General features: G+C 62.9%; 13 protein-coding genes. 9 read left to right on the forward strand and 4 right to left on the reverse strand.

What is annotated here, in order from left to right; translation table 11 throughout:
• The 5 genes from EN745_RS17605 to EN745_RS17625 all read left to right on the forward strand — a co-directional run.
• The coding region (locus tag EN745_RS17605; protein WP_281034780.1) for a transketolase C-terminal domain-containing protein at window positions 1–473 on the forward strand (473 nt) is incomplete at its 5' end.
• The gene (locus EN745_RS17610) at window positions 436–1,116 is read left to right on the forward strand and encodes a glycosyltransferase family 2 protein (protein WP_126054554.1); all 681 of its coding nucleotides are present in this window, start codon (window positions 436–438) and stop codon (window positions 1,114–1,116) included. The genes EN745_RS17605 and EN745_RS17610, both read left to right, overlap by 38 nt.
• A complete protein-coding gene (locus EN745_RS17615) occupies window positions 1,113–2,306 on the forward strand; it encodes a DUF4915 domain-containing protein (RefSeq protein ID WP_189347540.1) in 1,194 nt (397 codons plus the stop codon). The genes EN745_RS17610 and EN745_RS17615 overlap by 4 nt, the downstream gene beginning before the upstream one ends.
• On the forward strand, window positions 2,306–3,244 hold the full coding sequence (locus EN745_RS17620) for a sulfotransferase (RefSeq protein WP_127421871.1): 939 nt from the start codon (window positions 2,306–2,308) through the stop codon (window positions 3,242–3,244). Before EN745_RS17615 ends, EN745_RS17620 begins: the two co-directional genes overlap by 1 nt.
• Before the next feature lie 16 nt (window positions 3,245–3,260).
• Entirely contained in the window at window positions 3,261–4,226 is a 966-nt protein-coding gene (locus EN745_RS17625; RefSeq protein ID WP_189347538.1) for an NAD-dependent epimerase/dehydratase family protein, read from the forward strand.
• Between the two features lie 56 nt (window positions 4,227–4,282).
• Here the strand turns inward: EN745_RS17625 and EN745_RS17630 are convergent, their stop codons facing one another.
• Window positions 4,283–5,374 carry an autotransporter outer membrane beta-barrel domain-containing protein gene (locus EN745_RS17630; RefSeq protein ID WP_127421870.1) on the reverse strand — a complete coding sequence of 364 codons (1,092 nt, stop codon included), beginning with the start codon at window positions 5,372–5,374 and terminating at the stop codon, window positions 4,283–4,285.
• Between the two features lie 295 nt (window positions 5,375–5,669).
• On the opposite strand from EN745_RS17630, the gene EN745_RS17635 reads away from it, so the two are divergent.
• Window positions 5,670–7,115: a caspase family protein gene (locus EN745_RS17635; protein WP_126054549.1), complete on the forward strand. Its 1,446-nt coding sequence runs from the start codon at window positions 5,670–5,672 to the stop codon at window positions 7,113–7,115.
• A gap of 14 nt (window positions 7,116–7,129) precedes the next feature.
• On the opposite strand, the gene EN745_RS17640 is transcribed toward EN745_RS17635, so the two are convergent.
• Complete coding sequence (locus EN745_RS17640; protein WP_126054548.1) at window positions 7,130–7,654, reverse strand: OmpA family protein; 525 nt, start codon at window positions 7,652–7,654, stop codon at window positions 7,130–7,132.
• Between the two features lie 168 nt (window positions 7,655–7,822).
• On the opposite strand from EN745_RS17640, the gene EN745_RS17645 reads away from it, so the two are divergent.
• From EN745_RS17645 to rimO, 3 genes are all read left to right on the forward strand, one after another.
• Window positions 7,823–8,230, forward strand: coding sequence for a DUF930 domain-containing protein (locus EN745_RS17645; RefSeq protein ID WP_127406290.1), 408 nt, complete (start codon window positions 7,823–7,825; stop codon window positions 8,228–8,230).
• Between the two features lie 190 nt (window positions 8,231–8,420).
• Entirely contained in the window at window positions 8,421–9,080 is a 660-nt protein-coding gene (locus tag EN745_RS17650; protein WP_126054546.1) for a TerC family protein, read from the forward strand.
• A gap of 120 nt (window positions 9,081–9,200) precedes the next feature.
• A complete protein-coding gene (rimO, locus tag EN745_RS17655) occupies window positions 9,201–10,514 on the forward strand; it encodes a 30S ribosomal protein S12 methylthiotransferase RimO (protein ID WP_126054545.1) in 1,314 nt (437 codons plus the stop codon).
• Window positions 10,515–10,581: 67 nt separating this feature from the next.
• On the opposite strand, the gene EN745_RS17660 is transcribed toward rimO, so the two are convergent.
• Together EN745_RS17660 and EN745_RS17665 are read right to left on the reverse strand one after the other, a co-directional pair.
• Complete coding sequence (locus tag EN745_RS17660) at window positions 10,582–11,649, reverse strand: BMP family ABC transporter substrate-binding protein (RefSeq protein ID WP_126054544.1); 1,068 nt, start codon at window positions 11,647–11,649, stop codon at window positions 10,582–10,584.
• A gap of 52 nt (window positions 11,650–11,701) precedes the next feature.
• The coding region (locus EN745_RS17665; RefSeq protein WP_145992058.1) for an ABC transporter permease at window positions 11,702–12,503 on the reverse strand (802 nt) is incomplete at its 5' end.

Raw genomic sequence — 12,503 nt, forward strand, 5'->3', positions numbered from 1 at the left:
GACAGATCTCTGGCGGTCGATTTGAACTCGGGCGGGCTCAGACCATGCGTCGAGGCGCCGACGTGCTGCTCATTTCAACGGGTGCTCTGGCTGCGGAAACTATGACCGCTGCCGAGACGCTGGCAAGCGGCGGCGTGCAGGCGACGGTGTTGTCCCTCCCCTGCCTTGCGCCTGCGCCGCTGGCGGACCTGGGAACCGCATTGGCCGATGCCAGCGCCGTCCTGACGGTCGAGGCGCACCAGCAGACGGGAGGACTGGGTTCTTTGGTGGCGGAGGTTCTCGCGGAAGCCGGATTGGCGAGGCCTTTCCGCCGCCTCGCGGCAACCCAGCCCGGCGCAGGCCGCGGCGGCAGTGCGACCTGGCTGATGGAACGCAGTGGATTGAGCGCCGACCAGATTGCGTCTGCCGCCCGGGAACTGCATTTGTTGAGTTGCCATGAACCCGACAGTGTCGATCATCCTTCCCATCCATAACCAGGCCGACCATGTCGTCACCGTTATAGAGGAATATCATGCAACTCTCCGCAGCCTTTCGGTGACGTGGGAAATTATCCTCGTCGAGAATGGATCGCGTGACGACAGCGCCGCGCTCTGTGCGGAGCTGGCAATCCGCTATCCCAATGTGCGCACATTGAGAGCCGACAATGCGGGCTGGGGCCGCGCGGTCAGGACAGGCCTGGCGGCCGCCCGGGGAGAATTTCTATGCTATACGAATTCGGCGCGTACGGCGGGAGCTGATCTGCGCCGGGCGCTGGATGCCGGCATAAGCCGGCCGGACCGCGTCCTCAAGGCCGAACGGAAGCAGGGCCGGGCGTGGCTTCGCGCGCTTGGATCGCAGTTGTACAATCTCGAGGCGAGGCTGCTTTTCGGGCTGCGGCTGCGCGATATCAACGGCACGCCGAAACTGTTCCATCGCCGCTTCGAGGCGCTCCTGGATCTGCAGCGCGATGACGATCTGATCGATCTCGAATTCTGCATAATCTGTCGCCGCCATGGATACGCGATCACCCCCTTCGGCATGGCATCCGGCCCTAGACACGGCGGTCGCTCGACAACCGGATGGCGCACGGCCATGCGGCTCTATCGCGGCGCGCTGCGAATGAGGTTGCAAAGTTGAGCGACGGGAACGACGCCTTCCAGGCCGACCATCAAGCCTGGCGTGACCCGGCCAGCGTCGTGGCGCAGTGGCAGGACGCGGGAGCGATCGACAGCAGTCTGCTTGAAGTCGAGGTGACGGGGCCATGGTGGCAGAGTCTCGCCGAGGCCGGCGTCACCTTGCTGGTCAGCCGCGAATACGAGCATCTCCTGCTGGCGCTCTCGATGGCCTCGGGATCACCCCAGGTGAGCTACCTCAGGCTGCCGCACCCGTCGGGCATTGCCTTCGACGCGGCACGGGGGGAAGTCCATGTCGCAAGCACACGCAATCCGAATGTCTTGTACACGCTGCGGGCTGCGGACGGGCTTCTGCCACGCAGGGATCTCACATCGAAGGGCATTGCCGGAAACGTGCTCATGCCCGCGGGTGCCCGCTTCCTGCCGGGCAGCACATATCTCCACGATCTGGCGATGATCGGCCCTGAGCTGCATGGCAGTGCTGTTGGTGAAAACGCCATTGTCGCATTCCCGGCGCTCGGTGGCAGCCAGCGTGTATGGTGGCCGTCATGCATCGAGGGGGACGCGGGAGCGGATTTTGGCCTCAATCATTTGCAGCTCAATGGCATCGCGGCCGGAAAGAGTCTGGCCGAAAGCTGCTTCACGGCATCCAAGGACGATCTCGTCGGCGCTCGACCTGGCCAGATCGAATTTGCCGTGGAAGGGCGCGGCGTCATCTTCAGCGGCGCGACGCGATTGCCGATGACGCGTGGATTGACCCGTCCGCACTCCCCCCGCTTCGTCAGCGATGCCTTGTGGGTTGCCAACAGCGGATTCGGCAGCGTCGTAAGCTGCGGACAGGATGGCAGCGTCGAGATCGTCGCGCGCCTGCGGGGCTGGACCAGGGGCCTGTGCGCGATCGGCAATCTCGCGATCGTTGGCACATCGCGGATCATTCCGCGCTTTCGTGCCTATGCACCGGGGCTCGAACCGGACAGATGCGTTTGCGGGCTGCATGCGGTCGATATCAAAAGCGGGCGAGTCGTGGCCAGCCTGGTCTGGCCGGCCGGCAACCAGATCTTCGCGATCGAGGCCGTCCCGTCGCGGATGATCGATCGCCTTCCATTTGACGGCTTTCGCCGGATGCCGGGCGCGGAACAGACGCTGTTCTATGCCTGGCAAGCCGGTTCCAGGAATGATGTTCGGAGGAATTGATGACCGACGGGTTTCGCTTGCTGATGCTTGGCGCCATGTACGAAAATGGCGGAAACACCACGCACCGCTTTCTCGACGGGCATCCGGAGATGTTCGTCTATCCGTTCGAGTCCCAGATCGGAACGCGCCTCGTCAACGACGCGATGACGTCTCTGTTCCCGGTCAAGTACCGCTGGCCGGCCTTCCCGCTCGATGCGGCTCCCGTGGACGACTACAAACTGATCATCGACGAAGAATGCAAGGTGCGTGCGCGCACACCGCATGTCAGCAAGTTTCGTGACACGGCCTTCGACTTCAACGACGATGAGCGTTGCGCTCGATACATCAAGCATGTGGAGGCCGTCGGCCGCGGCACGGCGAACAACGTCGCTGCTTTCTTCCGCTCCACATTCGACGCCTGGAAGGATTACAACCGCAGCGGCCGCGAGAAGGTCTATGTCGGGTACAGTCCGATCATCACCGTGGACTCGGAGGCGATCCTCGCCGCGATGCCCGGCGCGCACATGCTGCATGTCGTGCGCAATCCGTTCTCCGCCTACGCCGATACGAAGAAGCGGCCGGTTCCGATGCGCCTGTCGGACTATCTGCGGGCCTGGTGCCTGAACCAATACCATGCCCTGCTCGCGCGCAATCGTCATCCGGATCGGGTGCACATCGTGAGGCTGGAAGATGTCGTGTCCGACGCGCGCAAGGCTCTCGCGCCGGTTCTGTCCGCTCTGGGCATCGACGATCACGCCGCGCTGTCGGCGCCGACATGGAATGGACTGGCGCTGCGTGAAGTCTATCCCTGGGGAACGATCCGCCACGCCACGCCGCAAGCCAATCGCGCGACGGCCGCGGAACTCTCGGTCGAGGAGCATGCGAAAGTCGCTGAGGCCGCCTGGCAGTATCTCGATGTGTTCGACTATGGCGAGTTCGCCAGGATGCGGCCCGGCTGAGATGCAGCGAGCCCTTGTGACCGGCGGCAGCGGCTTTGTCGGCGCGAGCCTGGTCCGACGGCTCCTGTCGCTGGGCTGGCAAGTCGATCTCCTGCTGCGACCTGGTTTCGCGACCTGGCGTGTTCCTGCAGAACAGCCGCGGCTCTCGATGCATGTCATCGATCTGACGGATGCTTCGGCCGTGGAAGCGCTGCTGCATCGACTGCGGCCGCGCCACGTGTTCCATCTGGCCGCGCATGGCGCCTATTCGTGGCAGACCGATGCGGCCAGGATCGCGAAGACGAACCTCGAAGCCACCCGCACGCTGGCGCTTGCTTCGCTCAAGGCGAATGTCGAGGCTTTCGTGCACACCGGCACCTCGCTGGAGTATGGCCGCAAGAGACACGCCCCGTCCGAGGACGAACCGGCTGAGCCCGAAGGGGCCTACGCAATCTCGAAGGCGGCGGCGACGGCGTTCTGCCGCGATCTTGCCAGACGATCCGGCATGCGCATTCCGACACTTCGTCTCTATTCGGTCTATGGGCCGTGGGAAGAGCCGCGACGCCTCGTGCCGTCACTGCTCCTCCATGCGATGGTCGGGAAATGGCCGCCGCTTGCGAACCCCAAGACGGCGCGTGATTTCGTCTGGGTCGAAGACGTCATCGACGCCTTGATCATCGCGGCAAGTCGCCCGCTGGCGGATCCCGGGGCAATATTCAACATCGGCACCGGTCGGCAAACCACGCTGGGAGAAATCGTCGCTCTCGTGCATGGCGTGACTGGCTGCGAGGCTGAACCGCATTGGCAGAGCATGCCCGATCGAGGCTGGGACACGGATATCTGGCAGGCCGAGACCCGACACGCAGCGACGGTATTGGGCTGGACCGCGCAAACGACATTGCGAACCGGTTTGCAGCGAACGATCGAATGGTTGCAGGAAGACCGCGAGCGTCTCGACCTGTATCAAGGGAGCCTCAACTTGACGGACGCACAGCCAAGATAGAGCGGCCGACCGTGGGGCAGTTCGCAGCAGCACGACCGGCGTTGCCGACCTTGTCTTCAGAAGGCGATTTTCAGGCCCAGCTTGCCGGCGACGGTCGAACTGTCCGCGGACCACTTGCCGCGAATTTCGGTGCTGAGCGTGGTCGATCCCGTCATCTTCAGATTGAATCCGGAGTACAGCGCCACGGAAAAGTCCGCGTCCTCGAATTCGCTTTCCTCACCCTCGACGCTGGCCGTGTTGGAGTAGCCGAAACGCTGCTGGAAATCGGCCCGTGCGTAGGGACTGATCACCATGCCGTTGCCAAGCTGGAAATCGGCATAGATGCCGGGCTCGAACTTGATCGCGCCGAAGGACAGGTGGCTCTTGCCGTAGTCAGTGCCGGAGCTGTCCTCATATCCGTCGCCGGTGAAGGTGACGCCCAGCAAGCCGCCGCGCAGATCGAAACGGACCCGGTCGGTGAGCTTGAAGATGCGTCCAATAGACCCGGTGATCGCATAGCCCTGCGTGTCAAAGTTGCCGGAGCCGCTGTCCACATTCTCGACGTCGGTGTTGCCGAGGAATGCGGACGCCGCCACCAGCGCATAACTCGTATCATGGCGATAGAGTCCATAGCCGCCGAACATCCCGCTTCTGTTGGTGGCATCGCCGCCGCTGGAAAAGCGGCGGTCGTCGACACCCACCTCGGCGGAGGCATAGCCACCAAACAGGCCGATGTTGAGCCCATGCTCATCGTCGAAGCCGAAATGCTTGGCGGCATTGAAATCCACGCTGACGGCGGCGGAGAATTCATCGACATCGAAAGGTTGTCCATCAATTGTGTCGAAGCTGTTCGAAATCCTGAAGCCGTCATGTTCGGTGTGGGCAAGCTGGCCGGAAGCAAAAACCCCAAAAGGCGCCGCCTGCGCTGGTGCCGGCGGAGCTGCCTTGGCCGGACCGACATCCGCTTCGACAATGTCGTCAACAATGTTGTGAAGGGCGTCCAGAGATGTGTCGACAATCGCGCCGTTGGCCACTCCGCCAAGATAACAGTTGGCGTCTAGGCCCTCAATGATGCAAGCATTGGCTTTCGAAGGCATGAAGACCAATGTTGCGCCAATCGAGAGCGCGCACGCGGCGCACAGGCGCAGAAGCCAATTCGCTGCTTTCATTTTCGTGTCCCCGTACTTAAAGTTTTACTCAAACAGTCGGTGCAAGCTATGCGATTGAATTCTCCAAGAACAACGATCCGGCCCCCACAGATACGATTTCGACATACTAGCAGAAAATCGATCGAAGATCATAGTAACTCACTTTGACCGGTTACGGCGCCACCCTTCCTTCGAGATGGGTTCTGATGTAAAATTTTTGGGTCTTCGAAGATGCGGGTTCGGCGCGCGAGAGGCGTCAATGGGGGGAGCGCTTCGATTGCTCGAAGACTGTCGCCAACTGAGACGAGCTCGCGTCATGACCTGTGGCCCCTTCCTGCGCATCGTGGCGGTTCTGCTCTTCTCATGTCTCGGCCCGATAGGCGTTTGGGCGGCCGCCGTGGAAGAACCGACGCTCCAGCCCGCCAAGCGGCTGGCAATCGTAATAGGCAATTCCAACTACCAAAGCGCACGCCTCCCCCACCTTGCCAACGCCGACAACGACGCCAGAAGACTTTCCGAGAGCCTGAGAAGGCTGAACTTCGACGTGCTCACCGGCACCGATCTTTCGGCGGAGGGATTTGCCAGGCTGTTTCAGGAAGCCACCGGCAAGCTTGCCGGCGCCAACGCGGTGCTCATTTTCTACGCTGGCCACGGCGTCCAGCTTCAGGGCGAGAACTATCTTTTGCCAGTCGACACGCCCGACGCGCAAAACCTGGAGCAGCTGACCGCGCGCGCGATCAGGCTCAATGATGTGATCGCCAAATTTGCCAGCCGTGAGCGGCAAACCTTCATCTTCCTCGACGCCTGCCGGAACAACCCGGTGGGCGAAGGTGCCAGCACCGCCGATGGCCTCGCGCAGGTCGAGGTGGGCGAGAACATTTTCGTCGCCTTTGCGACCCAGCCCGGCAACACCACGGTCGATGGAGCCGGCGACAACAGCCCCTTCACCACGGCCCTGTTGCAGAACATCGAAATCCCGGGGCTCAGCATTTCCGACATGATGATACGCGTGCGCAACGAGACCGAGGCGCTCACGCTCGGTCGTCAGGTGCCGTGGGATCAGTCGAATCTGCGCGAGCAATTCTACTTCACCGAACAGCAGGTGCTCGATCCGACCCAGTTGAGCGCCAGCCTGTCGCGCATCCTGTCGGATCCGGTCGCCAAGGAGAAGCTGCAGGTCGAGCTTGCTTCCAACGACCTGCAGACCGCGGTGATCATCGTCGGCCAGACATTGCGGTCGGTCGAGATCACACCGCCGTCGGATCCCTCGGCCAAGCCTGCCGGGACGCAGGTCGCCAGCCTCGACGGCGCGAAGGAAAGCGTAGTCTCCGGCCTCGAAACACTGATCGTCGGCAAGTCGGCCGGCGAGCCGGACCCGGAAAAGGCCACCGATCTCGCGCGCAGCATCCAGACAGAGCTGCGTCGCCTGGGCTGTTACCGCACGAGCGTCGACGGAAATTGGGGCAAGGGCTCCGTCCGCGCCGTCACCAGCTACTACAAGAACACCCGGCGCACGGCATCGACGACTGAACCCACCGTCGAACTGCTGGGCGACCTGTTCTTGCAGTCGGGCCGCGTGTGCAAGGATCCGGTCGTCGTGCAAAGGACCAAGCCGGCCAGGATATCGTCGGATGCCGCCCCTGCGCGCGGCAAGGCGGCGACCAGCCGAAAGGCCGCAAGGTCCTCGAAGCCGCAGTCCTCGCGTCCGGCCGCTCCGCCCCCCGACATCAGCGGTGGGATCGGCATCGGCGGCGTGTTCTAGCAAGATCACGCGATCTACTGGGTGTTCATGCGCATCTCGACGCGGCGGTTGACCGGATCGTAGGGATTGGCCACCCGCGGAAGGGTTGCGCCAAGGCCAACGGACGTGATGCGCGATGGCTCGATGCCGTTCGACAGCAGGAATGCGGTCACCGACTGGGCGCGGCGTTCCGAAAGTCCCCTGTTGTAGGTGGGCGAGCCGGAGGCGTCAGTATAGCCTTCGACGACGAAGTTCTGGCTCTTCAGGCGATTGTCCTTCAGCGCCTTGGCAAATTCGCCAAGCTTGGCCCGGGCGTCCGGCATGAGTTCGGCGGAATCGAGATTGAAATTGACCAGCATATCCAGGCCGGCCGGCGCCGGCGCGTCCGCCTTGCCGTCACATTCGTCTGCGGCGCCGACGCATATTCCGCGCGACTGGCCGAGTTGGGCTGTGCTGGCGAAAAACTTGATGATGTCTTCCGACGATTGCACCGGATCGGCAAGCGAGGCCGGAGGCATCAACGACGCCGCCAGAACGAGGATCGAAATGGTCGCGCGCATCGCCGCCTCCAGTATCGTCGTCATGGATCGAGAAAACACTCTTCAGCACCGCCAGCCTGGACGATGTGACGCATCTCACATACAGGCAAAAAGGCCCAGATACCGCAGTAGCGTGTGAGGGCTACGCCCGCCGTCCGACCGCGGTCTGGTTGATTTCTCAGACAAAATATGCTGCTTCTCCCGCCGATGAAAAAGCTCTGCCTCTTGGTTTTGGCGTCCTTGACGCTGGCATGGCCGGCCTATGCGATGGACAACGCGCTGCGCGCCGGCCTCCTGAAACTCGATCCACAGACCCGGCTCGAACAGCGCTGCGATGCGGAAGTGCTCGATCGGATCACCCACGACGACCACAAATACAAGGCCGACCGAGTGGTCGCCTACGCCTTTGCTACGCCGGAGATGAGCGCCGACGCGATCCGGAGCCCGGGCGCGGCCTTCCGCAGCAAGGGGCAATGGTATCGGTTGAAGTTCAAGTGCCAGACCGCGCCGGACCACATGCAGGTCCTGCAGCTGCGTTACCGGATCGGCGACGAGATCCCGGAAACCGATTGGGCGAAGTACAATCTCTACGACTAGAGCCACGACGCACTTGCGCCGGCCTGTCGGCGACCTGCCATTTTGACCCGAACCGATCACTCGCCTGTCGAAAAAAGTCGGCTTGCCGCGCTTGTTCCGGCCGGTCACTTGACGCACACGAACCATACACGTTAGGGCGTCTGGATATTCGACGACCGACACTCGGCGAACAGCAAAGGGCCTCCAGCCGATGGACATTTTCAGCGCCGCAAGCTTGACCGCCCTTCTCCAGGTCATTGCCATCGATCTTGTGCTGGCCGGCGACAATGCGATCGTCATCGGGCTGGCGGCCGCCGGCCTGCCCACCGAGCAGCGCAAGAGGGCGATCCTCATCGGCGTGCTGGCAGCGACCGTGCTGCGCATCCTGTTTGCCGCGGTAACCGTCAAGCTGTTGGCTATCGTCGGCCTGCTGCTCGCCGGCGGCATCCTGCTCTTGTGGGTGTGCTGGAAGATGTACCGCGAGTTGCGCACCTCTCATGCCGACGAGGAGGAGGCGACGGAGGCACTGTCCAATACCGACTTCGACAGGGACAGCAAGATCGCCGGCAAGGCGCCGCGCAAGACGCTTGGCCAGGCGGCGCTGCAGATCGTCGTCGCCGACGTGTCGATGTCGCTCGACAACGTGCTGGCGGTCGCCGGTGCGGCGCGCGATCATTTCTGGGTGCTGGTCATCGGTCTCGTGCTGTCGATCGGCTTGATGGGCCTTGCCGCGAGCTTCATCGCCAGGCTGCTGCATCGCTATCGCTGGATTGCCTATATCGGCCTGGCGATCATCCTCTATGTGGCAGTCGACATGGTCTATCGGGGCGCGATGGAAGTGTGGCCGCATGTCAATGCAGCGGTAAGTTGACGATCGGCGCCAGCGGCAGGCGGAACAACGACGGTTGTGTTTCGCCGCAGCCGTTGCCCATACCAATGCCGCAATTAGTGTGGTATTGCGCCGCCGATCCCGAAAAGCCCGGAAAAGCTTATGTCTGCCCCTCGCGTCAGTTTCGTCAGTCTTGGATGCCCGAAGGCGCTCGTCGATTCCGAGCGCATCATCACGCGGCTGCGCGCGGAAGGCTACGAGATCGCGCGCAAGCATGACGGGGCCGATCTCGTCGTGGTCAACACCTGCGGCTTCCTCGATTCCGCGCGCGACGAGTCGCTCAACGCCATCGGCTCGGCGCTGTCCGAGAATGGCCGTGTCATCGTCACCGGCTGCCTTGGCGCCGAGCCCGAGGTCATCCGCGAGAAGCACCCCAATGTGCTGGCGATCACCGGGCCGCAAGCCTATGAGAGCGTCATGGCAGCGGTGCACGAGGCGGCCCCGCCCAGCCACGATCCCTATATCGACCTTCTGCCGCCGCAAGGCGTGAAGCTCACGCCGCGCCACTACGCCTATCTCAAGATCTCCGAAGGCTGCAACAACCGCTGCACCTTCTGCATCATCCCAGCGCTGCGCGGCGACCTCGTCTCACGACCGGCGGCCGACGTTTTGCGCGAGGCCGAGAAGCTGGCCAAGGCTGGCGTGAAGGAAATCCTCGTCATCTCGCAGGACACCAGCGCCTACGGCATAGACATCAAGTACCAGACCAGCATGTTCGGCGACCGCGAGGTCAAGGCAAAATTCCTCGACCTGGCCGAAGAGCTCGGCAAGCTCGGCATCTGGATCCGCATGCACTATGTCTATCCCTACCCGCATGTCGCCGACGTCATTCCGCTGATGGCGGACGGTAAGATCCTTCCCTATCTCGACATCCCGTTCCAGCATGCCTCGCCGCAGGTGCTGAAGAACATGCGCCGGCCAGCGCATGGCGAAAAGACGCTTGAGCGCATCCGCGGCTGGCGCGAGACTTGCCCGGATCTCGCCATCCGCTCCACCTTCATCGTCGGCTTTCCGGGCGAGACGGATGAGGATTTCGAGATGCTGCTCGACTGGCTGGACGAGGCGAAGATCGACCGCGCAGGCTGTTTCAAATACGAGCCGGTCAAGGGGGCGCGCTCCAACGATCTCGGCCTCGAGCAGGTGCCGCAGGAGATCAAGGAAGCGCGCTGGCATCGCTTCATGCAGCGCCAGCAGAAGATCTCGGCCACGCAGCTCGCCAAGAAGGTCGGCAAGCGCCTGCCGGTGCTGATCGACGAGGCGCACGGAATGTCGGCCAAGGGCCGCACCAAATATGACGCACCGGAGATCGACGGCTCGGTGCACATCCAGTCACGCCGTCCGCTGCGCGCCGGCGACATCGTTACGGTCAAGGTCGATCGCGCCGACGCCTACGATCTCTACGGCTCGGCGGTCTGACGCAAAATATGCGGCAAATGAAAGGCCGCCCCGAGGGCGGCCTTTCATTTCAATGTCCGACCGTCGCTTACTGCGGCAGCTTGTCGTCGACGCCCTTGACGTAGAAATTCATGCCGAGCAGCGTACCGTCGTCTGCGACTTCGCCGTCCTTCAACCAGGGCGAGCCGTCCTGCTTGGCGATCGGCCCGGTGAAGGGGTTCCAGCCATCGGCGATCTTCTTGGTGGTCGCCTCGGCCATCGCCTTGACGTCGTCGGGCATGTTGGTGAACGGCGCAAGCTTGACGGCGCCGTCCTTGATGCCCAGCCATACATTGTCCGGCTTCCAGGTGCCGTCGATGGCAGCCTGGACGCGGCTGATGTAGTACGGCCCCCATTCGTCGGTAAGCGAGGTGAGCTGCGCGTTCGGCGCGAACTTGATCATGTCCGAGGACTGGCCGAATCCGTGCAGCTTGCGCTCCTCCGCCACCTGCAGCGCGGCGGTGGAATCGGTGTGCTGGACGATGATGTCTGCGCCCTGGTCGAACAGCGCCTTGGCGGCGTCGGCTTCCTTGCCCGGATCGAACCACGAGTTCACCCAGACGATCTTGGCCTTGAAGTTCGGGTTGACCGACTGCGCGCCGAGCATGAAGGAGTTGATGCCCATCACCACTTCGGGGATCGGGAAGGACACGATGTAGCCGGCGACGCCGGCCTTCGATTCCTTGGCGGCGATCTGGCCGAGGACGTAGCGCCCTTCATAGAAGCGCGCATTGTAGATGCCGAGATTGTCGCCGGTCTTGTAGCCAGTGGCGTGCTCGAACATCACCTTCGGGAATTTCTTGGCCACCTTCACTTCGGCATCCATGAAGCCGAAGGAGGTGCCGAAGATGAGCTTGCAGCCTTCGCGCGCCAGGCGCTCGAAGGCGCGGTCGGCGTCGGGGCCTTCCGAGACGTTCTCCAGATAAGCGGTCTCGACCTTGTCGCCGAGCGCCTTCTCCACCTCGAGGCGGCCCTGGTCGTGCTGGTAGGAATAGCCGAAGTCGCCGATCGGGCCCGTATAGACCCAGCACGCCTTGAGCTTGTCGGCGGCTTCGGCCGTTGCCGCCAGCGAAATGGCCGCGGTCGTGGTCATCAGGGCAATAAGCAATTTTTTCATCGTGTTACCTCTCTGAGTTAAGCCTTGGAGCTTCCCGTCTTTTTGTTTGTTGTCAACGATCCGGAACGAATGGCTGCCCCAAGGAAGCCGGCGTGTTCATCATCGTCAGACGCTTGTTGCGCGAGATTAGAACGAGAACCACGACGGTTGCCAGATAGGGCAGCGAAGAAAGCATCTGCGACGGTATCGGAATGCCAAAAGCCTGTGCATGAAGCTGGCCGATCCACACCGCGCCGAAGATGTAGGCGCCGGCCAGCACCCGCCACGGCCGCCAGGAGGCGAACACCACCAGCGCCAGCGCGATCCAGCCGCGCCCCGCGGTCATGTTCTCCACCCATTGCGGCGTGTACACCAGCGACAGGTGTCCGCCCGCAAGACCGGCGCAGGCGCCGCCGAAGATCACCGCCAGATAGCGGTAGCGGATGACGTGGATGCCCAGCGCATGCGCCGAAGAGTGGCTGTCGCCGATCGAGCGGAGCGTCAGACCGGTGCGGGTCCTGAACAGGAACCACGTGACGGCGGCGGTCAGCGCGATCGAGATGTAGAAGACCGGATCCTGGCCGAAGATGAGCTTGCCGACGACCGGGATCGAGCTCAGGCCGGGAATGTCGAGATTGGGCAGGCGCTGGCCGGGCTGGCCGACGAAACTCGTTCCCATCATGCCGGAGAGACCGAGGCCGAGCAATGTCAGCGACAGGCCGGTCGCCACCTGGTTGGTGGCCAGCGACAGCGTCATGACGGCAAACAGCAGCGAGAACAGCGCCCCCACGGCGATCGCGGCGAGCAGGCCGATCCAGGGCGAACCGGTGAGATAGCCGGCGCCGAAGCCGCCGACGGCGCCCATGATCATCATG

Origin of the sequence: Mesorhizobium sp. M4A.F.Ca.ET.022.05.2.1, assembly GCF_003998845.1 — a bacterium.
In the GTDB taxonomy this organism is placed as follows: domain Bacteria; phylum Pseudomonadota; class Alphaproteobacteria; order Rhizobiales; family Rhizobiaceae; genus Mesorhizobium.

Coding starts and splice junctions, on each gene's coding strand:
- EN745_RS17640 (WP_126054548.1), bottom strand. CDS start 7,654: ATGCGCGCGACCATTTCGATCCTCGTTCTGGCGGCGTCGTTGATGCCT.
- EN745_RS17620 (WP_127421871.1), top strand. CDS start 2,306: ATGACCGACGGGTTTCGCTTGCTGATGCTTGGCGCCATGTACGAAAAT.
- EN745_RS17650 (WP_126054546.1), top strand. CDS start 8,421: ATGGACATTTTCAGCGCCGCAAGCTTGACCGCCCTTCTCCAGGTCATT.
- EN745_RS17660 (WP_126054544.1), bottom strand. CDS start 11,649: ATGAAAAAATTGCTTATTGCCCTGATGACCACGACCGCGGCCATTTCG.
- EN745_RS17645 (WP_127406290.1), top strand. CDS start 7,823: ATGCTGCTTCTCCCGCCGATGAAAAAGCTCTGCCTCTTGGTTTTGGCG.
- rimO (WP_126054545.1), top strand. CDS start 9,201: ATGTCTGCCCCTCGCGTCAGTTTCGTCAGTCTTGGATGCCCGAAGGCG.
- EN745_RS17610 (WP_126054554.1), top strand. CDS start 436: ATGAACCCGACAGTGTCGATCATCCTTCCCATCCATAACCAGGCCGAC.
- EN745_RS17630 (WP_127421870.1), bottom strand. CDS start 5,374: ATGAAAGCAGCGAATTGGCTTCTGCGCCTGTGCGCCGCGTGCGCGCTC.
- EN745_RS17635 (WP_126054549.1), top strand. CDS start 5,670: ATGACCTGTGGCCCCTTCCTGCGCATCGTGGCGGTTCTGCTCTTCTCA.